The 26,351-nt window shown below is 71.6% G+C and carries 27 protein-coding genes; 13 read left to right on the top strand and 14 right to left on the bottom strand.

All coding sequences use genetic code 11. From position 1 onward, the window contains the following. Positions 1–82: 82 nt before the first annotated feature. Both ABT324_RS06140 and typA read right to left on the bottom strand, forming a co-directional pair. Positions 83–1,837: an ABC transporter family substrate-binding protein gene (locus ABT324_RS06140; RefSeq protein ID WP_351172455.1), complete on the bottom strand. Its 1,755-nt coding sequence runs from the start codon at positions 1,835–1,837 to the stop codon at positions 83–85. 276 nt (positions 1,838–2,113) lie between these two features. Continuing rightward, on the bottom strand, positions 2,114–4,030 hold the full coding sequence (typA, locus tag ABT324_RS06135; RefSeq protein ID WP_351172452.1) for a translational GTPase TypA: 1,917 nt from the start codon (positions 4,028–4,030) through the stop codon (positions 2,114–2,116). A gap of 368 nt (positions 4,031–4,398) precedes the next feature. Between typA and ABT324_RS06130 the strand changes: the two genes are divergently transcribed. Then, positions 4,399–4,569, top strand: coding sequence for a hypothetical protein (locus ABT324_RS06130; RefSeq protein WP_351172449.1), 171 nt, complete (start codon positions 4,399–4,401; stop codon positions 4,567–4,569). A gap of 43 nt (positions 4,570–4,612) precedes the next feature. On the opposite strand, the gene ABT324_RS06125 is transcribed toward ABT324_RS06130, so the two are convergent. Then, on the bottom strand, positions 4,613–4,924 hold the full coding sequence (locus tag ABT324_RS06125) for a YciI family protein (RefSeq protein WP_351172446.1): 312 nt from the start codon (positions 4,922–4,924) through the stop codon (positions 4,613–4,615). A gap of 202 nt (positions 4,925–5,126) precedes the next feature. Between ABT324_RS06125 and trpS the strand changes: the two genes are divergently transcribed. Beyond that, positions 5,127–6,092, top strand: coding sequence for a tryptophan--tRNA ligase (gene trpS, locus ABT324_RS06120; RefSeq protein ID WP_351172443.1), 966 nt, complete (start codon positions 5,127–5,129; stop codon positions 6,090–6,092). 208 nt (positions 6,093–6,300) lie between these two features. Here the strand turns inward: trpS and ABT324_RS06115 are convergent, their stop codons facing one another. The 3 genes from ABT324_RS06115 to ABT324_RS06105 are packed head-to-tail and all read right to left on the bottom strand — an operon-like array spanning position 6,301 to position 9,240. Next, complete coding sequence (locus ABT324_RS06115; protein ID WP_351172440.1) at positions 6,301–7,149, bottom strand: NUDIX domain-containing protein; 849 nt, start codon at positions 7,147–7,149, stop codon at positions 6,301–6,303. A 43-nt stretch (positions 7,150–7,192) separates the two neighbouring features. Continuing rightward, complete coding sequence (locus ABT324_RS06110) at positions 7,193–8,557, bottom strand: sensor histidine kinase (RefSeq protein WP_351172437.1); 1,365 nt, start codon at positions 8,555–8,557, stop codon at positions 7,193–7,195. Next, entirely contained in the window at positions 8,554–9,240 is a 687-nt protein-coding gene (locus ABT324_RS06105) for a response regulator transcription factor (protein WP_351172434.1), read from the bottom strand. Before ABT324_RS06105 ends, ABT324_RS06110 begins: the two co-directional genes overlap by 4 nt. A gap of 578 nt (positions 9,241–9,818) precedes the next feature. On the opposite strand from ABT324_RS06105, the gene ABT324_RS06100 reads away from it, so the two are divergent. The 7 genes from ABT324_RS06100 (at position 9,819) to ABT324_RS06070 (ending at position 17,230) form a co-directional block, all read left to right on the top strand. Further along, complete coding sequence (locus ABT324_RS06100) at positions 9,819–11,408, top strand: ABC transporter substrate-binding protein (RefSeq protein WP_351172431.1); 1,590 nt, start codon at positions 9,819–9,821, stop codon at positions 11,406–11,408. An 11-nt stretch (positions 11,409–11,419) separates the two neighbouring features. Continuing rightward, a complete protein-coding gene (locus ABT324_RS06095; protein ID WP_351172429.1) occupies positions 11,420–12,373 on the top strand; it encodes an ABC transporter permease in 954 nt (317 codons plus the stop codon). After that, positions 12,370–13,269, top strand: coding sequence for an ABC transporter permease (locus tag ABT324_RS06090; RefSeq protein WP_351172426.1), 900 nt, complete (start codon positions 12,370–12,372; stop codon positions 13,267–13,269). The genes ABT324_RS06095 and ABT324_RS06090 overlap by 4 nt, the downstream gene beginning before the upstream one ends. Positions 13,270–13,558: 289 nt before the next feature. Further along, positions 13,559–15,328: an ABC transporter ATP-binding protein gene (locus ABT324_RS06085; protein ID WP_351172423.1), complete on the top strand. Its 1,770-nt coding sequence runs from the start codon at positions 13,559–13,561 to the stop codon at positions 15,326–15,328. Further along, the gene (locus tag ABT324_RS06080) at positions 15,325–16,425 is read left to right on the top strand and encodes a serine hydrolase domain-containing protein (protein WP_351172420.1); all 1,101 of its coding nucleotides are present in this window, start codon (positions 15,325–15,327) and stop codon (positions 16,423–16,425) included. Before ABT324_RS06085 ends, ABT324_RS06080 begins: the two co-directional genes overlap by 4 nt. A gap of 46 nt (positions 16,426–16,471) precedes the next feature. Beyond that, a complete protein-coding gene (locus tag ABT324_RS06075) occupies positions 16,472–16,885 on the top strand; it encodes a GNAT family N-acetyltransferase (RefSeq protein WP_351172417.1) in 414 nt (137 codons plus the stop codon). A gap of 48 nt (positions 16,886–16,933) precedes the next feature. After that, positions 16,934–17,230, top strand: coding sequence for a 4a-hydroxytetrahydrobiopterin dehydratase (locus ABT324_RS06070; protein WP_351172414.1), 297 nt, complete (start codon positions 16,934–16,936; stop codon positions 17,228–17,230). Positions 17,231–17,233: 3 nt separating this feature from the next. Here ABT324_RS06070 and ABT324_RS06065 read toward each other — a convergent pair whose 3' ends face one another. The 3 genes from ABT324_RS06065 to ABT324_RS06055 form a co-directional block, all read right to left on the bottom strand. After that, a complete protein-coding gene (locus ABT324_RS06065; protein WP_351172411.1) occupies positions 17,234–18,193 on the bottom strand; it encodes an FAD-dependent oxidoreductase in 960 nt (319 codons plus the stop codon). A gap of 292 nt (positions 18,194–18,485) precedes the next feature. Further along, the gene (locus ABT324_RS06060; protein WP_351172408.1) at positions 18,486–19,229 is read right to left on the bottom strand and encodes an alpha/beta fold hydrolase; all 744 of its coding nucleotides are present in this window, start codon (positions 19,227–19,229) and stop codon (positions 18,486–18,488) included. Beyond that, positions 19,213–20,391, bottom strand: coding sequence for an MFS transporter (locus ABT324_RS06055; RefSeq protein ID WP_351172405.1), 1,179 nt, complete (start codon positions 20,389–20,391; stop codon positions 19,213–19,215). The genes ABT324_RS06060 and ABT324_RS06055 overlap by 17 nt, the downstream gene beginning before the upstream one ends. Before the next feature lie 59 nt (positions 20,392–20,450). Here ABT324_RS06055 and ABT324_RS06050 point away from each other — a divergent pair, with 59 nt between their 5' ends. Next, positions 20,451–20,801: a MerR family transcriptional regulator gene (locus tag ABT324_RS06050; RefSeq protein ID WP_351172868.1), complete on the top strand. Its 351-nt coding sequence runs from the start codon at positions 20,451–20,453 to the stop codon at positions 20,799–20,801. A 49-nt stretch (positions 20,802–20,850) separates the two neighbouring features. Next, positions 20,851–21,429 carry a Uma2 family endonuclease gene (locus tag ABT324_RS06045; RefSeq protein WP_351172402.1) on the top strand — a complete coding sequence of 193 codons (579 nt, stop codon included), beginning with the start codon at positions 20,851–20,853 and terminating at the stop codon, positions 21,427–21,429. A 12-nt stretch (positions 21,430–21,441) separates the two neighbouring features. Here the strand turns inward: ABT324_RS06045 and ABT324_RS06040 are convergent, their stop codons facing one another. Then, on the bottom strand, positions 21,442–21,966 hold the full coding sequence (locus ABT324_RS06040; protein ID WP_351172399.1) for a MarR family winged helix-turn-helix transcriptional regulator: 525 nt from the start codon (positions 21,964–21,966) through the stop codon (positions 21,442–21,444). A gap of 60 nt (positions 21,967–22,026) precedes the next feature. Between ABT324_RS06040 and ABT324_RS06035 the strand changes: the two genes are divergently transcribed. Beyond that, on the top strand, positions 22,027–22,743 hold the full coding sequence (locus tag ABT324_RS06035) for an SDR family NAD(P)-dependent oxidoreductase (RefSeq protein ID WP_351172396.1): 717 nt from the start codon (positions 22,027–22,029) through the stop codon (positions 22,741–22,743). A gap of 33 nt (positions 22,744–22,776) precedes the next feature. On the opposite strand, the gene ABT324_RS06030 is transcribed toward ABT324_RS06035, so the two are convergent. Both ABT324_RS06030 and ABT324_RS06025 read right to left on the bottom strand, forming a co-directional pair. After that, on the bottom strand, positions 22,777–23,076 hold the full coding sequence (locus ABT324_RS06030) for a putative antibiotic biosynthesis monooxygenase (protein ID WP_502949702.1): 300 nt from the start codon (positions 23,074–23,076) through the stop codon (positions 22,777–22,779). Then, positions 23,073–23,405, bottom strand: coding sequence for a hypothetical protein (locus ABT324_RS06025; RefSeq protein ID WP_351172390.1), 333 nt, complete (start codon positions 23,403–23,405; stop codon positions 23,073–23,075). The genes ABT324_RS06030 and ABT324_RS06025 overlap by 4 nt, the downstream gene beginning before the upstream one ends. 119 nt (positions 23,406–23,524) lie before the next feature. Here ABT324_RS06025 and hchA point away from each other — a divergent pair, with 119 nt between their 5' ends. Next, positions 23,525–24,385 (top strand): glyoxalase III HchA, encoded by an 861-nt coding sequence (gene hchA, locus ABT324_RS06020; protein ID WP_351172387.1) that lies wholly within the window; start codon positions 23,525–23,527, stop codon positions 24,383–24,385. A gap of 17 nt (positions 24,386–24,402) precedes the next feature. On the opposite strand, the gene ABT324_RS06015 is transcribed toward hchA, so the two are convergent. Then, on the bottom strand, positions 24,403–25,161 hold the full coding sequence (locus ABT324_RS06015) for a hypothetical protein (protein ID WP_351172384.1): 759 nt from the start codon (positions 25,159–25,161) through the stop codon (positions 24,403–24,405). A gap of 48 nt (positions 25,162–25,209) precedes the next feature. Continuing rightward, positions 25,210–26,289, bottom strand: a complete 1,080-nt coding sequence (ychF, locus tag ABT324_RS06010) for a redox-regulated ATPase YchF (RefSeq protein ID WP_351172381.1) — start codon at positions 26,287–26,289, stop codon at positions 25,210–25,212. Between the last annotated feature and the right edge of the window lie 62 nt (positions 26,290–26,351).

Here is a 26,351-nt window from a genome sequence, read left to right as displayed (position 1 = left end):
CCAGCCTAATCTGCGGCCCGCGGCACTCGGCGGACGGCAGCCGCATTGCTCCGGACGGCCCAACGAGCTGGGCGCGAGCGGATCAGTAGCCGTCGCTGTCGGCGTAGGTCCCGAGCCACTGGGCAGCGCTGGAGAACGGGCCGGACAGGCCGGGGCCCGGATCGACGCCCTCCACCTCCGGGCGCAGCGCCAGGACCTGCGCCTGCTGGTAGAGCGGCAGCGCGACCGCAGCCCGCCACAGCACCGGCTCGACGATCGACGACGCCTCGCCGAACGGCACCTGGCCGGTCATCGCCGCGTCGATGGTCGGCTGCAGCAGCTCGTCGCAGAACCCAGCCGCGTTGTGCGGGTACGGCTGCTCGCCGTCCGGGGTCATGCCGGGGCACCCGTACGCCGCGGCCATGTTCGCGGCCGGGTCGCCACCGGCGGGCCGCGGCGCGATCGCCATGTCCACCGAGGCCGCCCCGCCGGACTCACCGGACTTCGGGTTGGCCGCCAGCATCTCGCCGAACAGCTGGTCCCCGGTGGGCGTCACGACCGTCGCCTGGATCCCCTGCTCGCGCAGCTGCCGCGCGGCCTCCTCCGCGACCCGGATGTAGGCCTCGTGCTCGAACGGCGCGGCGATGACCAGGTTCAACGGCCGCCCGTCGCGCAGCCAGGCGCCACCGCTGCGGTGGTACCCGGCCTCCTGCAGCAGCGCCTCGACCCGCTTCGGGTCGGGCTTCGCGGGGAACGCACCGGCCGGTTCCGTCGGCGTGTAGCCGGGCTCGGACGGCGCGAGCACCTGCGCGTGCGACTGCAGCTGCTCCGAGGGGCCGCCGCCGGTGCCGACCTCGATCAGCGCCGGGCGGTCGAGCGCCGCGAGCACGGCCTGCCGCGCCTTGATGTCGGCCAGCGCGCGGCTGTCCGGGCGCAGCAGCACCTCCACCGTCGCGGGCCGGGGCACGTTGATCAGCTGCACGGAGTCGCCGAGGTCGCGCAGGGCCTGCATGGTCCCGGTGTCCGCGCCGAACACCGCCAGGTGGCTGTCCCCGCTGCGCAGCGCCTCGACCTGGCGGGCCTTGTCGATGGCGCGCAGCACGATGCGGTCGGACTGGGCGGGCGGGCCCCAGTAGCGGTCGTTGCGCTCCAGGATGATCTCGCCGCGGTCCAGGTCGACCTGCCGGATCGCGAACGGGCCGCCCGAGGCCGGGTAGCCGTCGTCCAGCACCGTGGACCAGCCACGGGGCGCGTCCCGCAGCAGGTGCGCGGGCAGCAGGTTGTTGAACAGCGACTGCCAGCCGGGGAAGGGCTTGCTGAAGGTCACGTCGACCGTCTTGCCGCCCTGGCGGGAGGCCACGTCCTCGATCAGCTGGTAGCCGGCGGCGTCGGACACGCCGGGCTGCGAGCGCAGCTGCTGCCACAGGTAGACGAAGTCCTCGGCGGCGATCGGCGCACCGTCGGACCAGTTCGCCTCGCGGCGGATCCGGTAGCGGACGGTGAACTCCTCCTGGGCCGGCACCACCTCCGCCGACTCCATCAGCGTGGTGTCCAGCTGCAGCCGCCCGTCCGGTCCCGGCCGGTGCACCGACGGCAGCATCAGGCTGGCCAGCGCCGAACTGGTCGGCGAGAGGTCGGCGAGGGTGTGCGGGTTGAACCCGGCCTCCAGCTCGTCGACCCCGACCACGACCTCCACCGGCATCGGCTGCGTGGACGGCGCGGTGGTCGTCGGGGGCTGCGTCGTCGGGGTTTCCGACACCAGCGGCGGTGGTGGCGCGTTGGTGCAGGCAGCCACCAAGCTCGCGGTGGTCACCAGCAGGGAGACCGCAGCCAGTGGGCGGCGTCGACCCTGGGACACGCCGAACCTCCCCTCACGTCTGCTCCCCCGGACGGACCCCGGCGGCCCGGGGCACCTCGCACGTGCGGAAGACGCACAAGGGCCCTCCATGGTTCCTGCTGCCGCTCAGACGGTCGCCACCGGGGTCGACGGCCAGTGTGCTCGCCGCCCGCCCGACGCGCCCGCGAAACGGTGAAATACCAGGCTGCGCGCGGAAAAGCGGTAACCCGGCGTTCCGGGCACCGGCGCACCGTGGGCGGCGAACCCGCGTTCGCCGCCCACGACTACCTCTCGCGATCAGGAAGCGTTGTCGCGCGCCTTGGCCCGGGAGCGCTCGCGGGCGCGGGTGGTGCTGTCGAGGACCACCTTGCGGACCCGGATCGCCTCCGGCCCGACCTCCACGCACTCGTCCGCGGAGCAGAACTCCAGCGCCTCCTCCAGCGCCAGGGTGCGCGGCTTGGCCAGCCGCTCCAGCTCGTCGGCGGTGGACGAGCGCATGTTGGTGAGCTTCTTCTCCTTGGTGATGTTCACGTCGAGGTCCTCGGCGCGCGGGTTCTCCCCGACCACCATGCCCTCGTAGACCTCGTTGCCGGGCTCCACGAAGAAGCTGCCCCGGTCGGCCAGCTGCAGCAGCGCGTAGGTGGTCGCCGAGCCCGCCCGGTCGGCCACCAGCGAACCGGTGTGCCGGGTGCGCAGCTCGCCCACCCACGGGAAGTAGCCCTCGAAGACGTGGTTGGCGATGCCGGTGCCGCGGGTCTCGGTGAGGAACTCGGTGCGGAAGCCGATCAGACCGCGCGCGGGCACCACGTAGTCCAGCTTGATGCGCCCGGTGCCGTGGCCGTCCATGGTCTCCATCCGGCCCTTGCGCCCGGCCAGCAGCTGGGTGATCGCGCCGAGGTGCTCCTCCGGGGCGTCGATGGTCAGCCGCTCGAACGGCTCGCACAGCTGGCCGTCGATGGTCCGGGTGACCACCTGCGGCTTGCCGACGGTGAGCTCGAAGCCCTCCCGGCGCATGGTCTCCACCAGGATCGCCAGCGCCAGCTCACCGCGGCCCTGCACCTCCCAGGCGTCCGGCTTCTCGGTGGGCAGCACCTTCATGCTGACGTTGCCGATCAGCTCGGCGTCCAACCGGTTCTTCACCTGCCGCGCGGTGATCTTGGTGCCGCCGTTGCGGCCGGTCAGCGGCGAGGTGTTGACGCCGATGGTCATCGAGATGGCCGGGTCGTCGACGGTGATCCGGGGCAGCGGCTCCGGGGCGTCCGGGTCGGCCAGCGTGTCGCCGATGGTGATGTCCGGGATGCCCGCGATGGCGACCAGGTCGCCCGCGGAGGCCTCCGCGCACGGCACCCGGTCCAGGTTCTCGGTGATCAGCAGCTCGGTCAGCCGGACCTTCTCCACCGTGCCGTCCGCCCGGCACCAGCCGACGGTCTGGCCCTTGCGCAGGGTCCCGGCGTGGATGCGGCACAGTGCGATGCGGCCGAGGAACGACGAGGCGTCCAGGTTGGTCACCAGCGCGCGCAGCGGGGCCTCGATGTCGGCGACCGGCGCGGGGACGTGCTTGAGCAGCACGTCGAACAGCGCGGTCAGGTCCTCCTCGGCGGGCAGCTCGCCGTCCACCGGCTGGACCGCGGACGCGCGCCCGGCGCGGGCGGAGGCGTAGATGACCGGCAGGTCCAGGATCGCCTCCATGTCGAGCTCGACCTCGCCGTCGAGCTCGCTGGCCAGCTCCAGCAGCAGGTCGTGGGTCTCCTCCACGACCTCGGCGCAGCGGGCGTCCGGGCGGTCGACCTTGTTCACCACCAGGATCACCGGCAGCCCGGCGGCCAGCGCCTTGCGCAGCACGAACCGGGTCTGCGGCAGCGGGCCCTCGCTGGCGTCGACCAGCAGCAGCACGCCGTCGACCATGGACAGCGCGCGCTCCACCTCACCGCCGAAGTCGGCGTGGCCGGGGGTGTCGACCACGTTGATGGTCACCGGACCGTCGTCGAACTCCCGGCGGATCGCGGTGTTCTTGGCCAGGATGGTGATGCCCTTCTCCCGCTCCAGGTCGTTGGAGTCCATGACCCGGTCGACCAGTTCGGCTCGTTCGGAGAAGGCGCCGGATTGCCGCAGCATGGCGTCCACCAGGGTGGTCTTGCCGTGGTCGACGTGCGCGACGATCGCGACGTTGCGGAGATCGCTGCGGGTGGGGGCGGCGACGCTGGTGGCGGACACGCGGGTACTCCATGGCTCGGCGCGGAATGCGGGCGGCGGCGGGTTCGTCGACTGCGGGCCGGGGTGCGGATCTCCCGCACCGCACCTCGTCGGGCGCGGGGCTCCTGGTCCTGGCGCCCCTCGGGGCGCCCTGCCGCGGCTCCACTGCGCCGCTGCTGCGGAGCTCCTTCCGGGACGGCACCCCACCAGCGGCGGGGCGCGTGCGTCGACGCGCGGCTCGTTCCAGCGTAGTGCAACGCCCCGCGGCACCGGCCGCCGCGTGCTCAGCGCAACACCGCGCGGCTGTCCACCAACATCATGTTCGCCAACTGAGGTTAGGTTCACCTACCCTGTGCCACGACCCCGTCGTAGCGCCGGAAAGATCCACCGTGGGCAAAGGCACCATCAAGGTCAAGAAGAAATGTTGCCACTCGCAACCCCCGTGCAAGAGCTGCCCGATCGTCGCGCTGCGCAACCTGCTCCGCGAGGCAAAGGCGGAAGAGGTCAAGAAAGCGCAGAAGAAGGCCAAGAAAGAGGCGAAGAAGAAGAAGGCGGATTGATCTCGCCACGGCGCCCGCCGTGGTTGCGGCACGCTGCTGGCAGTTACCTGTGGGCGACCGGGGTCAGCGGGTCGGCGTACTTCGCCAGCTCCGGGATGGTGCGCAGCGCCTGGAACTCGATGACCTCGTAGCGAACCAGCTTGCGCAGGGCGAACGGGTCCGTGGCGAGGATCGCGTCGAGGCGCCCGCGGGACATCGCGCGGGCGATGAGCACCGCCCCGGTGCGCGGGTGCCGGTGGCCGGCCGCGATGAAGTCACCGGCTTCGTAATGCTGGGTCACCCATTCATAGTGATCTACCAAATAGGCGTCGATTTCCGATTCTGGCGCGGTGTATTGGATCAGCACTACAAACATGCTTCCACGGTAGCCCTTCGACTTGACCGCTGCCGATCACCAAGCGGTAGCATCGGTTCGTGCGCACGATGTCGAACACGTGGTGGGCCGCCCGCGGGCGGCCCGGCGGAACTGCGCACTGACGCACAGCACATCGGCCGCCCGACCGGGCGGCCGGGCGGTGCCAGGTCGATCCCGGTGGCGATGGACCACAGGAGAGACCATGACCCGCCTGTCCGGCATCACCCCCTCCGGCCACGTCCAGCTCGGCAACTACCTCGGCGCGGTGCGGCGGTGGGCCACCGAGCGCGAACCCTCGGACCTGTTCTTCGTGTCCGACCTGCACGCCATGACCACGCCGAACCGCCCGCAACGGCTGCGGGCTCTCACCCGCGAGCAGTTCGCGGTGCTGCTGGCGGCGGGCATCGATCCGGACGCGCTGTTCGTCCAGTCCGACCTGGCCGGTGAGCTGGGCGCGCTGAACTGGGTCCTGGAGTGCACCTGCTCCTTCGGCGAGGCCGCCCGGATGGTCGAGTTCAAGGAGCGGGGCGCCGGGCAGGACGGCGCGCGGGTCGGGCTGCTGACCTACCCGGTGCTGATGGCCGCGGACATCCTGCTGCAGGGCGCCGACCGGGTCCCGGTCGGCAGCGACCAGGGCCAGCACGTGGAGCTGGCCCGCACCCTGGCCCGGCGGTTCAACTCCCGCTACGGCCAGGTGTTCGCCGTCCCGGAGGCGGTGGTGCCCCGGACCGCGGCCCGGGTGCGCGACCTGGCCGATCCGAGCCGCAAGATGGAGAAGTCCAACCCGCAGTCCCCCGGCGTGGTCTTCGTGCTCGACGAGCCCGACGTGATCCGCCGCAAGTTCCGGCGTGCCGTCACCGACGGGCTCGACCAGGTCCGCTTCGACCCGGACGGGCAGCCGGGGGTGGCGAACCTGCTGGAGGTCTTGGCCGCCTGCACCGGTACCAGCCCGTACACCGCGGCCGGATCGGCCAGCACCTACGCGGAGCTGAAGGAGGCGGCAGCCGAAGCGGTGATCGAGGAACTGCGTCCGCTCCGCGAGCGCACCTTGGAGCTGCTGGACGACCCGGCCGAGCTGGAACGGGTCCGGGCGCACGGCGCGAAGCGGGCGACCGAGCGGGCCCAGCCCCGGCTCCAGGCCGCCTTCCACGTCACCGGCCTGCGCTGAGCTGCGGAGAGGGTGCCTCCACGACCTCGTGGAGGCGCTTCTCACCTGGCTATTCGTTCACCAGTTCGAGTGGATCACCTGGCGGGGACTCGACCAGTGCCGACAACCTGGACCCATGAGCGCTGTGAGAGGCAACACCACGTTCCCGGCCAGCAAGGGTGCCGTCGTGGCCGCACCGCCGCCCGACCTCGTTCGAGTTGCTGGAGCCCTAGGCGTCGGCGAGCAGGTCCCGGAGGTTGTGCACCAGGACCCGGTCGGCGTCCAGCCAGTCGAGCCCGGTCAGCTCGTCCGCGGTGACCCAGCGGAGCGCGCGGTGCTCCACGGCTTCCGGGACCGCCGTCGGGTCGACCAGCTCGGCCGCGTGGATGCGCAGCAGCATCCCGTTGCTGAGCGGCACGTCGGTGCCGACCCGCCCGGTGGGCCGCACCTCGACCGCCAGTTCTTCCTGGCACTCCCGGACGACCGCGGTCGGCTCGTCCTCACCGGGTTCCACGCGGCCGCCGGGCAGTTCCCAGCGCCCGGCGTCCGGTGCCGGGTAGGCGCGCTGCTGCGCCAGCAACCGCCCCTTGTGGACGATTGCGGTGCCGACGACGATCGAGCGGCTCGCCCAGGACTCGGCGAGCTCGCGCACCGCGGCGATCCGGGCCGCCAGCACGTTCAGCACGAAGCGGCGGCCGATCGCGACGTCGGCCAGCCGCCCCAGCGGCCCGAAGGGGGTGGTCCAGTGCAGTGAATCGGTCAGCAGGGTGCGGGGCCCGGCCGCGGCGAGCACCGACTCGTGCCGCAGTTCCGGCAGCAGGCCGGACACCAGCACCGAGCTGAGCACGTCGGCGTCGGCGCGCACGATCCGGGTGGTCAGGTCGACCGGGAAGCGGGCGATGCGCGCCTGGAAGACGACCTCGTCGCCGGGCACCAGCAGCGCCGCGGGCCGGGTGGCGGCGTGGCCGCTGATCCCGATGTCGGCCAGGCCGACCTCGGCGGTCCGCGTGTGCCGCAGCGCGGCCCCCACCGTGGCGACGGGTGCCTGGATCAGTCCGGTGCTCCGCAAAACCGACACGTGCGCACATCTTGCCGGACCCGTCCGGCACCCCGGCGGGCGGTCAGGGCAGCGGCCGGTGCCTCGGCCACCGCGCCTCCACCCGGGCGCCACCCTCCGGCGACGTCGTCGCGCGGACCACCCCGCCCCGGCGGCGAACCGCGTCGGCGACCAGCGACAGGCCGAGCCCGGCCCCGCCGGTGCTGCGCGCGCGGTCGGATTCCACCCGATGGAAGCGGTCGAACACCCGCACCCGGTGCTCCTCCGGGATGCCCGGCCCGTCGTCGTCCACCACCAACCAGACCCAGCCCATCCCGGAGCCGCCCATGCCATCAGCGAAGACCGAGACCCGCACCACCGTCCGCGTGTAGCGCAGCGCGTTGCCGACCACGTTGTCCAGCACGGTCGACACCTCGGCCGGGTCGGCGAGGACGAGCACCGGAGCAGCCGGGACCTCCACCGAGATCGGCGGCCCCTCGGGCGATTCGAGGCGGCCAGCGGCGGCCCTGGCGGCGGCGCCGAGGTCCACCGGTTGACCCGGTGAGCCCACGCCGCGTTCCGCCCGGGCCAGCGCGAGGAGGCTTTCCACCAGTGCCGACAGCCGCTGCGCTTCGCCCGCGATGTCCTGCAGGGTCTCCTGCGCGAGCTCCGGGTCCGGGTGCACCACGGCGACCTCGGCCTGAGCGCGGATCGAGGCGACGGGGTTGCGCAGCTCGTGGGCGGCGTCGCCGGTGAACCGGCGCAGCCGCTCGGTGTCGGCGTCGCGGCGGGCGAGCATGGTGTTGAGCTCCTGCGCCAGGGCGCGGATCTCGTCGGCGGCCTCCGGTACCGGCAGCCTCCTGCCCTCCGGCAGCCCGGCCGCGGCCATCCGCATCCGCTCCACCGGGCGGAGTGCGCGGCGCACCACCAGCCAGGTGGCCAACCCGACCAGACCAGCCGCGAGGACCGAGCCGAACCCCAGCAGCCGACTGGTCTTGCCCGCCGCGTCGAGCAGCCCGACCAGCCGCGCGCCGGTGGCCACCAGCAGCGGCTGACCGTCCGGCGCGGGCACCACGACAGCGCGCCAGCGGTGCAGGTCGGTCGGCGGGTCGAAGTCGAGCACGCCGCTGCCCGCGCGCAGCTCGTCGACCTGCCAGCGGTGGAAGCCAGGCGCGGGCAGCGAGTCCACCGGGGTACCGGCGACGTCGAGCACCCGGATGTCCGGACTGGCCAGCTCGGCCGGTGCGGCACCGCCCGCGAGCCGGTCCGCGGTGGCGGCCGCGGTGCGGCGCAGGTCGGCGTCCACCGAGTCGATCAGGAGCCAACCGACGATGCCGGTGCTGGCGTGCGCGATCACGCCGAGCCCGATGAGCGCGACCGCGGCGGCCACCACGCTGGTGCGGAACTGGATGGTGCGGCGGTGCCACCACTGCCGCAGGCCGCCGGTCATGCGGGTGGGGCGCAGACCCGGTAGCCCTGGCCGCGCACGGTCTGCACCAGCTCACCCGCACCGGCCGCGGCGAGCTTGCGGCGCAGGTACCCGATGTAGACCTCGACGACGTTGCGGGTGACGAACTGCTCCTCGCCCCACACCATGCGCAGCAGGTCGTCCTTGGCCACCACCGCCTCCGGGTGGCTGGCCAGCGCGACCAGCAGCCCGTACTCCCGGGGCGAGAGCGCGATCGGCTGCCCGGCCCACCGCACCTCGCGGCCCGCGCGGTCGATCTCCAGCGCACCGACCCGCAGGCACCCCTGCCGACCGGCGGTGTCGCGCCGCCGCAGGAGCGCGCGGACCTGCGCGACCAGCACCAGGAAGGAGAAGGGCTTGACCAGGTAGCCGTCCGCGCCGAGGTCGAGCCCGTCGGCCTGGTCGACCTCGCCGTTCTTCGCCGAGATCAGTAGCACCGGGGTGGTGACGTCCTGGTCGCGCATCCGCTCCAGCACCCGGTAGCCGGACAGGCCGGGCAGCATCACGTCGAGCACGACGACGTCGAAGGCACCGGTGAGCGCCAGGCGCAGGGCTTCGACACCGTCCCCGGCGACGGTCACCTCCATGCCCTCGGCGGAGAGGCCGCGCCGCAGCGCGGCTCGAACCCCGGGTTCGTCGTCCACCACCAACACGCGCGGCACCATGCGCTCCAGCATGCCGATCGACGGGCGCCGCGAACATCGAACTCTCAGTCCGTTCTCAGATGGGCACCTGTTTCTCAGGTGGATCTCAGCCTCGGGCCGCGGGGCGGACGGCGAGCGCCGATTCGCCCGGAGGTCCGACGACTGTCCGAACTGGTCCGGCGACCAGCGGTGACCGGGCGGCGCGGCGGACTGTGAGATGGCTCGCCAGCGGCCCGCCCGACCGGCACCGCTCGGACGGGCCGCGCCGGAGCCCCCGCCGACCGCCGCCGCGACCCGGCCGGGACCGGCGAAACCCATGGCCAAGCCGACTCCGCAATCCCACCCGAGCGTTGCGAAAGTAGCAAGGAAACACCCCGTTGGATCTCCACTGCGCAACGGGGGCTTGACATATCTACCCAGCACATGACGTCTTGACAGCCCCGTTCACGTCCGCGAAGGTCGATGCGATCGATTGACTGATCAATCAGTCGAACCATCGAAGCGCAACACCAGCGGGGTGCTGCCGGGCCGCCCGGACGGGCCGACCGGCGCGAGCCGAACCGGCGCACGTCCCGCGAGACACAGGAGGTACCGCCCGGATGGCGAGCAGAGGACAGTCGAACGCCGCCCCGAGTCGACGCGACTTCCTCCGGTACGTCGCGGCGGGTGCGGGCGCGGTGGGCGCGGGCACGCTGATCACCGGGTGCGCGGGCGGCGCGGTCCGCAAGGCCCCGGTGCCGACCGGCCCACCGCAGTACGGCGGACGGCTCCGGGTCGGCATCGTCGGCGGCTCCAGCAAGGACACCCTGGACGCGCACGCCGCCGTCACGCACCCCGACCAGGCCCGGACGTTTCAGCTCTACGACACCCTGCTGAGCTACGACGACGCCTACCAGCTCCAGCCCGCCCTGGCCGAGTCCGTCGAGTCCGACCCGCAGGCGCTGACCTGGACGATCCGGTTGCGCGAGGGCGTGAAGTTCCACCACGGCAAGACCGTCACCGCCGAGGACGTGATCCACTCGCTGCGCCGGATCGCCGACCCCGACGACCCGAAGAACGGCGCGGTCGGGCTGGGGTCGCTGGACCTGGGCGCGATGCGGGCGGTGGACCCGCGCACCGTCCGGTTGACGCTGTCCCGCCCGGACGTCGCGCTGCCCGACCAGTTCGCCCAGTACGCCAACGGGATCGTGCCGGTCGACTACGACCCGAAGCGCCCGGTCGGCACCGGCCCGTTCCGCCACGACTCCTTCGAACCCGGCCAGCAGAGCCTGTTCGCCAAGAACGCCCACTACTGGCGCGACGGCGAGCCGTACGTGGACGAGCTGGTGATCATCGACTTCCCGGACGACACGGCGCGGATCAACGCGCTGCTCGGCGGCCAGGTCGACGCCATCGACCAGGTGCCGCTCGGTCTGCTGCGGGTGCTCGACGCGGACCCGAACCTGCGGCTGCTGGAGTCGGAGACCGGCTCGTGGCTGCCGTTCACCATGCGGGTGGACCGGCCGCCCTTCGACGACGTGCGAGTCCGGCAGGCGTTCCGGCTGGTCGTGGACCGCGAGCAGATGGTCCGGCAGGTCCTCGGCGGCCACGGCACGATCGGCAACGACCTCTACGCGCCGGCCGACCCTATGTTCAACTCCGCCCTCCCCCAGCGCAGGCGCAACGTGGCCAAGGCCCGGCAGCTGCTGCGCGAGGCGGGCAAGGAGGGCCTGACCGTGGAGCTGGTGACCTCCCCGGTGGCCGCGGGCGTGGTGGAGGCCGCGCAGGTGTTCGCCCAGCAGGCCGCCGATGCCGGGATCACGGTCAACATCCGCCGGGTGGACACCGGCGAGTTCTTCGGCGACATGTACCTGTCCTGGGACTTCGCCCAGGACTTCTGGTTCACCCGGAACTTCCTGGCGCAGGCCGCCTCCGGCAGCCTGCCCGACTCGCCGTACAACGAAACCCACTGGGACCACCCGGAGTTCAACGAGCTCGTGCGCGAAGCGCGGGCCACCACCGACGAAGCGCACCGCCGGGAGTTGATCGCGCGGGCGCAGCAGATCGAGTGGGAGAGCGGCGGCTACATCGTCTGGGGCTTCCCCAACCAGCTCGACGCGCACAGCGTGCGGGTGGTCGGGCTGGCCCCGGACAAGAGCGGCATCCCGCTGAACTCCTACGGGTTCCGCCACGCCTGGCTGGCGAAGTGAGGGGGCACCAGATGACTCGAATGCTGGTCAAGCGCATCCTGCTCGGCTTGGTGATCCTCTGGGCGGTGTCGGTGGTGGTCTTCCTGGCCACCCAGGCGCTGCCCGGTGACGCCGCCCGCGCCATCCTCGGCCGGGAGGCCACCCCGGAGCGGCTGGCCGCGCTGCGCGAGCAGCTGCACCTCGACGCGCCGCTGTGGTCGCAGTACTTCTCCTGGTTGGGCAACCTCTTCCAGCTCGACCTCGGCGAGTCCTACTCCAACGGCATGCCGGTCACCGAGCTGCTGAGCTCGCGGCTGAACAACTCGCTGGCGCTGATGCTGTGCGCGACGGTGATCAGCGTGCCGCTGTCCATCCTGGTCGGCACCTACAGCGCGCTGCGCCGCGACAAGGTCTTCGACCACGCCACCTCGGTGGTCAGCCTGGTGCTGGCCTCGCTGCCGGAGTTCGTGGTCGGCATCCTGCTGGTGCTGCTGCTGTCCACCGGCGCGCTGAACCTGCTGCCCGCGGTGTACGTGATGACCGGTTCCGGGTCGGCGTGGAGCGATCCGGTGCAGCTGATCCTGCCGACGTTGACGATGGTGCTCGCGGTCTCGCCGTACATCGTGCGCATCATGCGCGCCACCATGATCGAGGTGCTGGAGAGCGAGTACGTGCAGCAGGCCCGGTTGAAGGGCATGCCGGAGCGGACCGTGATCCTGCGCCACGCGCTGCCGAACGCGATCGGACCGGTGGCCCAGGTGATCGCGCTGCAGCTGGCCTGGCTGGCCGGCGGCGTGGTCATCGTCGAGTTCCTGTTCCGCTTCCCCGGCATCGGGTTCGCGCTGGTGGACGCGGTGAACAACCGCGACCTGCCGGTGGTGCAGACGCTGGTGCTGGCCATCGCGGCCGTCTACATCGTCGTGAACCTGCTGGCCGACGTGGTGAGTCTGGCCGCCAACCCGAAGGTGAGGTCCGCCGCGCGATGACCACGACTGCGCAGAAAACCGGCACCACGACCCCGGCCCCGCCCGCCCCGCGCGCGGTGGGCGTCTGGCGGGCCGCGCTGCGGCTGCCGCGCACCAAGGTCGGGTTGGCGCTCTCCCTCCTGGTGGTGGCGATCGCGGTCGTCGGGCCGCTGGTGGCCCCGCACGCCGCCACCGAGTTCGTCGACACCCCGTTCTCCAACCCGACCGGGAGCAGCTGGTTCGGCACCGACAACCTGGGCCGCGACGTGCTGACCCGGTTCCTGCACGGCGGCCAGACCCTGCTGCTGCTGGCGCTGCTGGCCACGCTGCTGGGTGTCGGGCTCGGCGCGCTGCTGGGCATGTACGCGGGCTACCGGCGCGGATGGCTGGACGAGCTGCTGATGCGCTTCGGCGACATCGCGCTGGCGTTCCCGCAGGTCGTGCTGGCCCTGCTGTTCGTGAGCGTGGTCGGCCCGGAGCTGTGGTTGCTGGTGCTGGTGGTCGGCGGCAGCCACCTGCCCCGGGTGATGCGCGTGGTGCGGGCGGCCACCCTGTCGGTGGCCGAGCGCGACTTCGTCAAGTCCGCCGAGGCGATCGGGCTGCCGAAGTGGCGGATCCTGCTCGGCGAGATCCTGCCGAACGTCACCGGCACGGTGCTGGTGGAGCTCGGCCTGCGGTTGAACTACTCGATCGGGCTGGTCGCCGGGCTGAGCTTCCTCGGCCTCGGCCTGCAGCCGCCGACCGCGGACTGGGGCCTGATGATCAACGAGAACCGCATCGCGCTGACGGTGCAACCGTGGGCGGTGGCGCTGCCGGTGCTGGCCATCGCGATCCTGACCATCGGCACCAACCTCGTCGCCGACGGCCTGTCCCGCTCCGTGGCGGGCGTGGACCGAGGCATCGAGAAGGCCCGCTGATGTTTGCCGAACTCCGCCCCACCCCGGCAGATCCACAGGCCCCACTGGAACGGGGATCGCGTAGCACCGCCGGACACCGAACCGCTCCTGCCACATCCCCCCACCACTCCCCCTCGCCTGGTGGCGGACACCCTTCGCAACACCAGTCGGCGGAAGGTGCCCTCCACCCACGGTGCGAGTCGCGCGGGTGGGCTGCGCGCCTGGTGGCGCACCAAGGGCGGAGGCCGAGAACCGCGGACGCGGACCCAGCGGAAGTTTCTCCAGGTTCCCCCCACCTCAGGAGGTGTCGATGACCGCCCCCGCGCTGGACGCAGCCGGTCTGGAGATCCGGGGCGTGCCCTCGGAAGCCGCCATCGTCGCGGACATCTCGCTCACCCTGGCCCCCGGCGAGATCCTGGGCCTGATCGGTGAATCCGGTTCCGGCAAGACCACCTTGGGCCTGGCGATGCTGCGCTACTGCAAGCGCGGCACCCGCATCGCCGACGGCCGCATCCTCGTCGGCGACACCGACCTCACGGCGCTCCCGGCCAAGCAGGCCGCCGCGCTGCGCGGCCGCCGCGTGGCCTACATCCCGCAGTCCCCCGCCTCAGCGCTGAACCCGGCACTGCGGCTGAGCACCCAGCTCGCCGAGGCGGTGCACGACGTCTCCGGCGCCGACGCGCGGCAGCGCATCAAGCAGGTGCTCACCGAAGTGGCGCTGCCGGACGACGACGAGTTCCTGCGCCGCTACCCGCACCAGCTCTCGGGTGGCCAGCAGCAGCGGATCGCCATCGCGATGGCGTTCGTCGGCCGCCCGGAGGTGGTGGTCCTCGACGAGCCGACCACCGGCCTGGACGTCACCACGCAGAAGACGGTGCTGGCCACCATCCGCGAGATGTGCGAGCGGCACGGCACGGCCGGGGTGTACATCTCGCACGACATGGCGGTGGTCGCCGAGCTGGCCGACCGGATCGCGGTGATGTACTCCGGCCGCGTGGTGGAGACCGGTCCGACCGACCAGGTGCTCAACGAGCCGCGCCACCACTACACCGCGGGCCTGGTGCTCGCGGTGCCGGACCTGGACGGCAAGCGCGCGATGCAGGCCATCGACGGCCAGGCGCCGTCGCCGCTGAACCGCCCGGGCGGCTGCGCGTTCGCGCCCCGCTGCGCGGCCGCGACCGACGACTGCCGCAGCGAGGTCCCGCCGCTCGCCGAGGTCGCCGACGGCCACGAGATCCGCTGCCTGAACCCGCGTTCTGGTCGGCTGGTGGCCACCCCGAGGCCCGCGGACGCCACGCCCGAGTCGGCGGAACCGGTGCTGGAGGTGCGCAACATCCGCGCCTGGTACACGGATTCGCCGGTGCTGCACGATGTTTCGCTGGCCGTCTCGCCCGGCTCCTGCCTGGCGCTGCTGGGCGAGTCCGGCAGCGGGAAGACCACGCTGTCGCGCTGCCTGGCCGGTCTGCACCCCAAGCACGAGGGTTCGGTCCTGCTGCGCGGCACCGAACTCGCCCCCAGCAGCGCCAAACGCACCCGCGACCAGCGCCGCCAGGTGCAGTACGTGTTCCAGAACCCGTACGAGTCGCTGAACCCGCGCCGCCGCGTGCGCGACCTGGTGGCCCAGCCGATCTCGGTGCTCGGCGGCGCCGACGGCAAGAGCACCGAGGAGCGGGTGATCGAGGCGCTGGAGCTGGCCGCGCTGCGCCCGGACATCGCCGAGCGCTACCCGGACCAGCTCAGCGGCGGCGAGCGGCAGCGGGTCGCGATCGCCCGTGCGCTGGTCACCCGGCCCGAGGTGCTGATCTGCGACGAGATCACCTCGGCGCTGGACGTCTCGGTGCAGTCCGCGATCGTCGACCTGCTGCAGGAGCTGCGCGAGGAGATGGGCCTGGCGCTGGTCTTCGTCACGCACAACATCGCGCTGGTGCGCAACATCGCCCAGCAGGTGGCGGTGCTGCAGGGCGGGCGGATCGTGGAGCAGTCCGCTGCGGACGAGCTGTTCGCCGCGCCGCAGCACGAGTACACGCGCTCGCTGCTGACCGACGCACCGAACTTCCAGCTGGAGGCGAGCGACCGATGAGCGGTTTCGACCGGGTAGCCGAGGAGTTCGCCGCGGTGGTCGCGGCCGACCAGGCGGGCGCGGCGTTCGCGGTGTTCCGCGACGGCGAGCAGATCATCGACCTGCAGTCCGGGCACCGCGACCCGGACGGCACCGAACCGATGACCACCGACACGTTGATGCCGATCTTCTCCGGCACCAAGGGCCTGGTGGCCACCGGCGTGGCGCTGCTGGTGGACCGCGGCGCGATCGACCCGGACGCGCCGGTGGTCCGCTACTGGCCGGAGTTCGGCGCGGCGGGCAAGCAGCACGTCGCGGTCCGGCAGCTGCTCTCGCACTCGGCCGGTCTGCCCTACCCGCAGCGCCCGGTGACCCGCGAGGACGCCGCGGACGGCGTGGCGATGGCCGCGCTGCTGGCCGCGCAGGCCCCGCTGTGGCCGGTCGGCTCCACGACCGCCTACCACGCGCTGACCTTCGGCTGGCTGGCTGGCGAGCTGATCCGCCGGGTGGACGGCCGGGAGGTCGGCGAGTTCCTGCGCGCCGAGGTCGCCGAGCCGCTCGGGGCGGACTGCTGGCTCGGCCTGCCGGAGTCGGAGTGGTCGCGCACCGGTCGGCGCTGGCGCGCACCGGACTACCAGGTGGCCAACCGCCTGGACACGCCCGAAGCGCTGGCCTACCGGGACAAGGTGTACGGCAACCCGCCTTCGCTGTTGGGCGAGGACGCCCCGTGGAACACCCCGGCCTGGTGGACCACCGGCATGCCGGGTGGCGGCGCGATGGCCTCCGCGCGCGGCATGGCGGCGGTGTACTCGGCGCTGGTGACCGGGAAGCTGGTCAGCCAGTCCACTATGGACCGGATTGGCCGCGAGGAGAGCCGCGGCACCGACCCCGGCACCGGACGTCCGCTGGTCTTCGGCCTCGGCTACGAGCTCCAGGACGAACTGGGGACGTACGGGCCGGTGGCCGAGGGCTTCGGGCACAGCGGAGCTGGCGGGTCGCTGTTCGGCTGCTGGCCGAGCGCGGGCGTGTCCTTCGCCTTCAGCCCCTGCCTGATGCGCACGGAGGGCTTCGACGACCGGGCCCACCGCCTGCTGGCCGCCCTGCGCGCAGCCCTCTGAAAAAACCCGTGTCCTCGACGACGGGTCCGGCAGTAGCCTGCCCGCCATGGAGTTCGAGGTGGACGACTCGCGGGCCCGGGTGGATCGCGACGCGGTGTGGGAGTGCCTCAGCACGCACGCGTACTGGGGCCAGTGGCGCCGCCGCGAGCAGCTGGACCAGCAGATCGACCAGGCGTGGCGGGTGGTCGGCGCCTACCGCAAGTCCGACGGCGCGCAGATCGGCTTCGCGCGGTCGTTCTCCGACGGCGTGGGCAGCGCCTACCTGGCCGACGTCATCGTCGTCCCGGAAGCGCGCGGCCACGGCGTCGGCAAGGCTCTGGTGCGCGTCATGATCGAGGAGGGCCCGGGCCGCACCTTCCGCTGGATGCTGCACACCAGCGACGCCCACGGCCTCTACCGCGCCTTCGGCTTCGCCGAACCGGACGCCACCTACCTGGAGCGCCCCCGTTCCACCGGTTGAGGCGCGGCCCAGGTGGAGTTCGGCGCCCAGAGCCGCCACCATGTGCACATGACCGAACTGCTCAACGACACCCAGGTCGCCGAGGCGCTCGAACACCTCCCGGAGTGGCGGCAGGACGGGGCCCAGCTGTCCCGCACCGTGGAGTTCGCCAGCTTCCCCCAGGCGATCCAGGCCGTCACCCGGATCGCGGAGATCGCCGAGAGCGAGAACCACCACCCGGACATGGACATCCGCTGGCGCACCGTGGTCTTCCACTGCAGCACGCACTCCATGGGCGGCATCACGGCCAACGACACCTCGCTGGCGCAGGAGATCGACAACGTGGTCGAGCAGCTCAGGTCCTGACGGTCAGCCCGCCACCAGGTCGGCGACCTCGAAGGCGCAGCCCCAGGACAGCGACACCCCGCAGCCGCCGTGCCCGTAGTCGTGGATGATCCGGGCCCCCTCGTACTGCTCGACGTCCACCCGCACCGACTCGCGCCCCGGCCGCAGCCCGACCAGCTCGTCGAGCACCTCGGCGTCGGCCAGCCGCGGGTCGACCGCCGCGCACCGCCGCCGGATCCCGGCGCTGACCTCGGGCCGGACGTCGAGCTTCCACTCCTCCACCTCGGCCACCCCACCGAGCACCACCCGGTCGCCGTGCGGCATGAAGGTGGCGAAGTCCCCCGAGTCGGTCAGCTCGACGAAGTACTCGTCGATGCCGGGGTTGCGCACCACGACGCCCTGGCCGCGCACCGGGTGCACGCCGGGGTCGCCGACGAGCTCCCGCGCGCCCACGCCGGTGCAGTTGACCACCGTGCTCGCCTCGGCGGCGGCGTCGGCCAGCGTCTGGACCGGGCTGAGCTGCAGCTCTCCCCCGGCGTCCTGGAACCGGCCGACCAGGTGGTCGAGATAGCGCGGCATGTCGATCAGCGGCACCGTCCCCCGGTAGCCGCTGACGAAGCCCTCGGGCAGCTCGTCCGGGGTGCAGCGCCGCAGGTCGGGGATCAGCCGAGCCTCGGTCGGGACCGCGTCGCCGAGCTCGAACCGGGCGGCCATCCGACCGGTGGTCAGGCGCACCCCGGAGCCCTCGTCGCGGGCGAGGGCGGTGAACTCGGCGTGCGAGCGGGTCACCCAGTACAACACCCGTTCAGCTGGTCTCAGCTGAGCCGGACCCCACATCGCACCGGCCGCCGCCGAGGTGGTCTCGCGCGGCCGGTCCGCGGTCCGGATCCGCACGGGCCACCCCGCCTCGGCCAGCACGACGCCGCAGGTCAGACCCTGCACTCCCGCGCCGATCACCAGCACCGGTTCTGCGGATGCAGTCATCCTCGAAACGCTAGCAGCGATCGGCGCGGCAGGCCGACGGTCGCACGGGCTCCTCCAGAGCGGCGGGGGATTCGGTCGGCTTCGGGTTCGGGGGCTTGGGGATCGGTGGTGATACCGGGGTCGGCTTGACCACTAGGGGTGCGGTGGGGGCTCATTCTGGGCTCAAAGCGGCGGGTGGTTGCTTTGCGTGGTGTTGCAACTTCAATCGAGATTGCGGACGTCACCACCCCTCGCACGGCCGTCTCGTGAGTGCTTTCGGGGGCAAGAGCCCCCGAAAGCACTCACGACCTGCTCAGTTCAGGAAGTCCTGGATTGTGGCCAGCCAGGCGCCGGGGTTCTGGGCTGCGATCAGGTGTCCGGACTCGACCTCCACGAGCTGCGCTCCGGGGATCGCGTTCGCCAGTTCTCTGGAGTGGTGCGGCGGCACCAGCGTGTCCTGGGTGGTCGCGACGACCAGCGTCGGCACGGAGATCCGCGGCAGGTCGGCGCGGACGTCGACGGTGCGCAGCAGGTCGATGTGGTCACCCGTCCCGGCTGGCACGCCGTCCGCCGTTCCGCGCAGCACTTCGTCCCAGTCGTCGAGCGAGTTCAGCGCTTCCGGTCCGAAGCAGTTCAGCAGCAGGAAGCGCGCGAGCGCGTCCCGGTCGTCCAGGAGGTGCTGCCAGACGTCGAGGTTGAGGTGCAAGTGCCGGTCGGCGCGGGCGAAGCCTGCCGTGAGCACCAGCCCCGTCACGCGCTCCGGATACCTCGTGGCCGCGCGGATCGCGACGGTCGTTCCCATCGAATAGCCGAGCACCGCGAAGGTTTCCACTCCCGAGCCGACCGCGGTGGCGACGACGTCGTCGACGAGCCGGTCCAGTTCCAGCGGCTGCTCGGCCTTCGGCGTCTTGCCCGCGCCCGGGTAGTCCGGCGCGATCACGGTGTGCTTCTCGGCGAGCTCGGCGATGAACGGGAAGTTGGCCGCAGTCGACCCTCCCGCACCGTGCGCCAGCAGCAGGCCCGGCCCGGAGCCCCGGACCTCAGAGGACAGCGACATCAGTTCTTCCTTCCACTACAGCACCTCTCCGAACAGCCGCGGTCATCGCCCAAGCTGCGACCGCGGCGAGAACCCCGATCCCGATCAACCAGTTCGGCGCCGCACCACCGTCGAGCACCCGACCCCCGATCCACGCACCGCCCGCGTTCCCGAGGTTGAACGCCGAGGTGTTCACCGCGACCGTCAACGTCGGCGCGGCCGCTGCAGCCGCGAAGGCCCGAGCCTGCAACGCCGGGATGAGCGCGCAGCTCACCACACCGAGCACGAGCACACCCGCCGCCGCTGCACCCGCGTGCGGCGCCACCACCGCGAAAACCCCGAGCACCGCGGCCATCCCGGCGAGGAGTCCGCGAATTGAACCCCACGGCCACCGATCGGCCAACCGGCCGCCGATCACGTTCCCCACCAGCCCACCGACGCCGAACGCCATCAGCAACCACCCCACCGCCCCGGCTGCGAACCCGGACACCTCGGTGAGGATGGTGGCGATGTAGGTGTACGGCGTGAAGAGCGCGATCTGCGCGAGCACCGTGACCGCCACGACCACGACCACCTCGCGGCTGGCCAACGCCCGGATCTCCGCCCGCACCGACTGCGGTCCGACCGCGCTCGACCGCGGCACCGCGACACCGACGAGCCCGGCGGCGACCAGGCTCACCGCGGCGAGCGCCCAGAACGCGGCCCGCCACCCGAACGCGTGGCCGATGAAGGTGCCGACCGGCGCGCCGAGCACGGTCGCCAGGTTCAACCCGGCGCTGACCACCGCGATCGCCCAACCCCGGCGCTCCGCACCGACGACGGACACGGCCTGCACCAACCCGACGGCGAAGAACGTCGAGTGCACCAGCGCGGCGAGGACCCGAGCGACCAGCACCAGCCCGAAAGCACCGGCGAGCGCGGCCAGCACGTTGCCCGCGGTGAAGACCCCGATCATGCCGATGAGCAGCGCTTTCCGCGGAACCCGCGTGGTCAGCGCGGTGACCACCGGCCCGCCGACGGCGACCGTCAGCGCGTAGCCGGTGACGAGCAGACCGGTGGTCCCGACCGAGACTCGGAGGTCGCCCGCGATGTCGGGCAGCACCCCGAGCACCGCGTACTCCGCGGACCCGATGGCGAACACGCAGACCAACAGGGCCGCGAGGGTCCAACGACTGCTTCTCATGCGGCAGACGCTAAAGTCTGACACCGATGGCAGAGTCAATCTCGCGTGAGCCGGATCTCATGAAGATCGGCGAGCTGTCCCGCCGGACGGGGGTCAGCCAACGCCTCCTGCGCTACTACGAGCAGCAGGGCCTGCTCACCTCGCAGCGAGCCCCGAGCGGCTACCGCTACTACCCGGCGGAAGCGATCACGGTCGTCGCCCAGATCCGCAACCTCCTGGCCGCGGGCCTGAACACGGAGACGATCCGCACGGTCCTCCCCTGCGCCCGCGGCGAGCTCCCCACCCTCGAACCGTGCCCGGACCTCCTGGCCACCCTCCGAGCCGAGCTGACGGCGATCGACGACCGCCTCACCTGCCTCCAACAAACCCGAACGGCCCTCGCCACCTACCTCGAAGCCACCGAACCCTGACCGGGCGAGCACGCGGCCCCACGCCCGTCAGCTCGCTACCGTTGGGCCTGTGACCACGCTGCCCGACTGGATGCGCCCGCCCCGCGCTGAAGGCTGGTTCGCAGAGGATCTCGACCACCTGCCCGAGGCACCCCGGCACACCGAGCTGATCGATGGAGCCCTCGTCTTCATGAGGACCCCGCAGCGGTCCTGGCACGGCCGCCTCGTCACCGGCCTCACCGTCGAGCTCGCCCGCCAGGCCCCCGACGGCATCGAGGTCGAACGGGAGATGACCATCCGGCTCGACGCCCGCAACCGGCCGGAACCGGCCCTGCTCGTCACCACCTCCCCCTTCGGCCCGGACCGGACCTGGTACGAGCCGGAGGACGTGCTGCTGGTCGTCGAGGCGGTCTCCCCGGAGTCCGCACACCGCGACCGGACGGTGCTGCGCAAGTACGCCGACGCCGGTATCCGGCACTACTGGTGCGTCGAGGACGAGGACTCGACAGCGGTCGTGCACGTGTACGAGCTGGACGGGCCGACGGGCGTTTATGCCCCGGCCGGGATCTTCCGGGACGTCCTGCAGCGTCCTGTTCCGTACGAGATCGACGTCGATCTGCGCAAGCTGATGCCGCGGCGGCGCAGCTGAGCGCGAGCCCGGTCACGGGCCACCTTCGCCGACGTGGCCGAGGGGGACGTCGCCGACCAGGTCCACGCAGAGCTTGTTCAGCAGGTCGGCGAGGGTGTTTCTGTCCTCATCGGACAGCGTGCCGAGGAGTTCGTCCTCGTGGTCGAAGATGGCTCCCGCCGTCGCATCCACGACTTCCTTGCCCTCGTCGGTCAGCCGGACGAGCACCGCGCGTCCGCTCGCAGGTTCGCGGCTGATCCAGCCCCGCTGCTCGGCGCGGGCGAGGCGTTGCGAGATGGCCGCTGGCGTGACCGCCGCACGTTCCGCGAGTTCGCGGGTCGTCAGCGCGTACGGCTCGCCGCTGCGGCGGAGCGTTCCCAGCAGGTCCATGAGCGAAGGGTCGATGCCGAGCCGCGCGAGCAGTCTCCGGCGGTCGTCGCCGAAGACCTTCGCCAGGTGCCAGATGCGGGTGACGATCGCGACCGACGCCGGGTCCAGGTCCGGTCGCTCACGCCGCCAGGCCGCCATGATCGCCGCAGCTCGATCCGCCTTGCTCATGCCCGGCAGCTTACATTAAGGTCTTAACGTCCATCTTGTTAAGGCCTTAATGGAGGAATCGTGCACATCGTGACGGGCGGCGGCACGGGCATCGGACGTGCGATCGCGCTGGCACTGCACGCACGCGGGAAACGGGTCCTGGCAACCGGCCGACGGCGCGGGCCGCTCGACGAGCTCGCCGCGGCGAGCGGAGGCGGGATCGCGGTCCTGCCCTGCGACAACTCCGCCCCCGCAGACGTGCGGAAGCTCGCCGAGACCGTCGACGCCCCGGTGACCGGGCTCGTGCACTGCGCTGGCGGCAACCCGGCCATCACCCGCCCGCACCCCACCTCGCTGGAGGACGAGAAGGCGCTCCTCGACGAGACCATCGCCGGGAACCTCACGTCGTCGGCGCTGACGGTCAACGCCCTGCGCCCGCAGATGTCGGCCGGGGCCTCGATCGTCCTGTTCGGTTCCATCGCCGCTGAACACGGTGTCGGCTACTACGGCCCGGCGAAGGCCGCGGTCGCCTCCTACGCCGTCGGTCTCGCCGCAGATCTGGGACCGCAGGACATCCGGGTCAACTGCGTCTCGTCGGGCTACATCGCCGACACGGAGTTCTTCAGCGGCACGCTGAGCGCGGAACGCGCCGAACAGCTCCGGCAGCAAACGGCGATCGGCCGCACCGGAACCCCGGACGACGCCGTGGCGCTCGCGCTGTTCCTGCTCTCCCCCGAAGCCCGTCACATCACCGGCCAGAACCTCCACCTCAACGGAGGCGCGTTCACCACCCGCTGAGGGCCACTTCCGGGCAAGGTGATGATCCGCACGTCAGGAGTCGTCGTCGTGCCCCTGCCGAACTCCCGTCAGCCAGGGGGCGAACAGGCGGGTCATGAACGGCATGATGACGAACGTCATCATGGACACCAGCGTGGCCGACAGCAGCAGCGTCGTGACGTAGACCGGAAGGCGTTCCACCAGGGGCGCTGCCACCCAGAGCAACAGGGTGATCAGCGGGTAGATCGCCAACCAGGTGATGCTGGCGAGCTTGTACCGAGGAGGAGTTCCCGCCAGTCGAGCAGGTGGCCTCCTCGTGGACGCAACGACCTTCCGCCTCGCACGTCGCGTCATGCCGGGGTCTCGTGGTTCACCCACGCGACCTTGTAGGGGTGGCGCGCCCGCCACTTGTGGATCACGTCGACCGCTCCCGGCGCCGCGAACAACGTCGCCAGGTCGGCCTGGTCCGCCACTCCGAACTGCAGCACCGCGGTCGCGATGAACGCCGGGATCGCCTCCTCGCCGACGACGGGAATGTGGCGATGCGCGGAGTACCACCGCACGACCCCGGTCTCTTTCATGGACTTCTCAATATCAGACAGGAACTGATCGGGATCCGCGTCGGAGATCTGATCTTCGCAGGAAACGAGCATCGTGTGGTGCACATGCTGCAACTCCCTCACCGCCCTCGTGAACGCAGCGACAACGCTGAGCGGCACCAGCTGAGACGCCCCTGCTTCGCGTGATGCGTGCGCCGCGGTCGGGACGGACCATCGAACCCACCGACCACGGGAGGCACCTGATGACTGAGCACGCGCAGGACCGCAAACCCACCCCGGATCGGGCCGAGGACAACGCTTTCTTCCCCTCGCCCTACTCGCTCTCCCAGTACACCTCCGACAAGACCGATTACGACGGTCTGGCCACGGAGGAGAAGTACGCCGGTGGCCGCTGGAAGATCCTCGTGATCGCCACCGACGAGCGCTACATGCTCATGCAGAACGGGACGTTCTTCTCCACCGGCAACCACCCGGTGGAGACGCTCCTGCCCATCCACCACATGGCGCAGGCCGGGTACGGCATCGACATCGCCACGATCAGCGGTGGCCCCGGCAAGATCGAGTGGTGGGCGTTCCCGGGGGAGGACGAAGCGGTGAGGTCGGCCTGGGCGGCCACGAAGGACGGCTTCAAGGCTCCGGAGAAGCTCGCCGAGGTGATCGTGGACGGTCTGGAGGACTACGCAGCAATCTTCATCCCCGGCGGGCACGGGGCGATGAACGGCATCCCCTCCAGCGCCGACCTGCGGGATGCGCTGGACTTCTTCCTCGACGACGACCGCCTGGTGATCACGCTGTGCCACGGGCCCGCCGCGCTGCTGGCCGCTGGCGTCGACCGTGACGCCAACCCGTTCTCCGGCTACGAGATCGTCGCCTTCCCCGACGCCCTGGATCTCGGTGCGAACGTCGAGATCGGATACCTGCCCGGGAAGATGCCCTGGAACCTCGGCGAACGGCTGCGAGAAGCCGGTATCGAGGTCATCAACGGCGACATGACCGGAGCGACCACCCGCGACCGCAATCTGCTCACCGGCGACAGCCCGCTCGCGGCCCACCAGCTCGGCAAGAATTCCGCCCTCGCACTGCTGGAGAAGTTCAACAGCTGACCGTGCCGGATCGCGCGTCAGGAGTCGAGGGTGATCGAGGACCCGATCGGGAGGGCCTCGACCGCTGCTGCCTGGCCAGCGGTGATCATGCCTCGTTCCCGCAGCCGCCCCACCGCCCGCGTGCGCTCGGCAGCGAGGCCCTTTACCTTGCGCGGTGGCAGTGCGGCGACCAGCGCGTGGGCGCGTTCCAGGTCCGCCGGGCCCGTGATGTGGAAGTCCTGGGCATCCCCGGCCCGCCGCCCCGCCGAGGCCTGGGTGAACGCTCCGAGCACGGCGACCGCGGCCGCGGTCGCACCCCAGACCGGGAGCGTGACCGAGGCGAACCCGAGCACGTCGACGCCGACGGAGGCCATGAGCGGCAGCGCGACGAGGGCGGCGACCAGCGTGAACACGACCGCGAACACCTCGGTCCCGGCGCGGAGCCGACCACGCCGGAGCCACAGCACCGTCAGGACCACCAACCCGACCAGGGCGACCGCGAAGAAGAACGACGCGGTGGAGGGAGCGCGGTCGCCGAGGTCCACCGGCTCAAGCCACGGCTCGCCCTGGACCTGCCGGAACCAGCCGGGCGCCAGCACCAGCGCGCCGATCCCGGCTGGCATGGCTGCCGCGAACGCCACCGTGTCGGTCGATGGCCCAGTGCGCCACCGGCGCCCCAGGGCCGCCAGGATCTCCGGATGGGAACCGAGCACGTGGAGGTCGAGCTCCGAGAGCCGGAACTCCTCGTCCGACACCTGCGACGCCCACGAGTGGGCACCCGGTCGCTGCGCTGCCATGTCGCTCCCCGATCGAACTACTGCGGTCGGGTCAGCATCGCATGCCGATCACACGTTGAAGCGGAACTCCACGACGTCGCCGTCGGCCATCACGTAGTCCTTGCCCTCCATGCGGACCTTGCCCGCGGACTTGGCCTCCGCCATCGAGCCCGCGCCAGTGAGGTCCTCGAAGGACACGACCTCGGCCTTGATGAAGCCGCGCTCGAAGTCGGTGTGGATCACGCCCGCCGCCTGGGGAGCCGTCCAGCCCTGGCGGATCGTCCAGGCCCGTGCCTCCTTCGGGCCCGCCGTCAGGTAGGTCTGCAGGCCCAGGGTGTGGAACCCGGCGCGGGCCAGCGCGTTGAGGCCCGGCTCCGCCTGGCCGATCGACTCCAGCAGCTCGCGCTGGGACTCCTCGTCGAGCTCCTTGAGCTCCGCCTCGACCTTGGCGTCCAGGAACACCGCGTCCGCGGGCGCGACCAGGTCGCGCAGCTCCGCCTGCTTCGCCTCGTCGGCCAGCACGCCCTCGTCGGCGTTGAACACGTAGAGGAACGGCTTGGTGGTCAGCAGGTTCAGCTCGCGCAGGTCCGGGGTGTCCTTGCCCAGGCCCGCCGCGAACAGCGTCTTGCCGGAGTCGAGGATGTCCTTGGCCTGCTGCGCCAGCTCCAGGGCCGGGCGCTTGTCCTTGTGCGTCCGCGCTTCCTTCTCCAACCGCGGCAGCGCCTTCTCCAGCGTCTGCAGGTCGGCCAGGATCAGCTCGGTGTTGATCGTCTCGATGTCGCTGGACGGATCCACCCGGCCGTCCACGTGCACCACGTCGGGGTCGTCGAAGACCCGGATGACCTGGCAGATCGCGTCCGCCTCGCGGATGTTGGCGAGGAACTTGTTGCCCAGGCCCTGCCCCTCGGAAGCACCCTTGACCAGGCCCGCGATGTCCACGAACGACACCGTGGCGGGCACCGTCTTGGCCGAGCCGAAGATCTCCGCGAGCTTGTCCAGCCGCTCGTCCGGCAGCGGCACGACGCCCACGTTCGGCTCGATGGTGGCGAACGGGTAGTTCGCGGCGAGAGCGTCGTTGCTGGTCAGCGCGTTGAACAGGGTGGACTTGCCGACGTTGGGCAGCCCGACGATTCCGAGGGTGAGGCTCACGCCCTGGAGTCTAGGTGCTGCCCCGGAGCGACATCGGCCCCGGTGGGACTCGTGAGCGGCGG

Source organism: Saccharopolyspora sp. NPDC000359, assembly GCF_040300525.1.
Lineage (GTDB): Bacteria > Actinomycetota > Actinomycetes > Mycobacteriales > Pseudonocardiaceae > Saccharopolyspora.
This window is presented reverse-complemented; position numbering and strand designations above follow the sequence as displayed.

Coding starts and splice junctions, on each gene's coding strand:
- ABT324_RS06125 (WP_351172446.1), bottom strand. CDS start 4,924: ATGTTTGTAGTGCTGATCCAATACACCGCGCCAGAATCGGAAATCGAC.
- trpS (WP_351172443.1), top strand. CDS start 5,127: ATGACCCGCCTGTCCGGCATCACCCCCTCCGGCCACGTCCAGCTCGGC.
- ABT324_RS06110 (WP_351172437.1), bottom strand. CDS start 8,557: ATGACCGGCGGCCTGCGGCAGTGGTGGCACCGCCGCACCATCCAGTTC.
- ABT324_RS06105 (WP_351172434.1), bottom strand. CDS start 9,240: ATGGTGCCGCGCGTGTTGGTGGTGGACGACGAACCCGGGGTTCGAGCC.
- ABT324_RS06100 (WP_351172431.1), top strand. CDS start 9,819: ATGGCGAGCAGAGGACAGTCGAACGCCGCCCCGAGTCGACGCGACTTC.
- ABT324_RS06095 (WP_351172429.1), top strand. CDS start 11,420: ATGACTCGAATGCTGGTCAAGCGCATCCTGCTCGGCTTGGTGATCCTC.
- ABT324_RS06090 (WP_351172426.1), top strand. CDS start 12,370: ATGACCACGACTGCGCAGAAAACCGGCACCACGACCCCGGCCCCGCCC.
- ABT324_RS06085 (WP_351172423.1), top strand. CDS start 13,559: ATGACCGCCCCCGCGCTGGACGCAGCCGGTCTGGAGATCCGGGGCGTG.
- ABT324_RS06080 (WP_351172420.1), top strand. CDS start 15,325: ATGAGCGGTTTCGACCGGGTAGCCGAGGAGTTCGCCGCGGTGGTCGCG.
- ABT324_RS06075 (WP_351172417.1), top strand. CDS start 16,472: ATGGAGTTCGAGGTGGACGACTCGCGGGCCCGGGTGGATCGCGACGCG.
- ABT324_RS06070 (WP_351172414.1), top strand. CDS start 16,934: ATGACCGAACTGCTCAACGACACCCAGGTCGCCGAGGCGCTCGAACAC.
- ABT324_RS06065 (WP_351172411.1), bottom strand. CDS start 18,193: ATGACTGCATCCGCAGAACCGGTGCTGGTGATCGGCGCGGGAGTGCAG.
- ABT324_RS06060 (WP_351172408.1), bottom strand. CDS start 19,229: ATGTCGCTGTCCTCTGAGGTCCGGGGCTCCGGGCCGGGCCTGCTGCTG.
- ABT324_RS06055 (WP_351172405.1), bottom strand. CDS start 20,391: ATGAGAAGCAGTCGTTGGACCCTCGCGGCCCTGTTGGTCTGCGTGTTC.
- ABT324_RS06050 (WP_351172868.1), top strand. CDS start 20,451: ATGAAGATCGGCGAGCTGTCCCGCCGGACGGGGGTCAGCCAACGCCTC.
- ABT324_RS06040 (WP_351172399.1), bottom strand. CDS start 21,966: ATGAGCAAGGCGGATCGAGCTGCGGCGATCATGGCGGCCTGGCGGCGT.
- ABT324_RS06030 (WP_502949702.1), bottom strand. CDS start 23,076: ATGACGCGACGTGCGAGGCGGAAGGTCGTTGCGTCCACGAGGAGGCCA.
- hchA (WP_351172387.1), top strand. CDS start 23,525: ATGACTGAGCACGCGCAGGACCGCAAACCCACCCCGGATCGGGCCGAG.
- ABT324_RS06015 (WP_351172384.1), bottom strand. CDS start 25,161: ATGGCAGCGCAGCGACCGGGTGCCCACTCGTGGGCGTCGCAGGTGTCG.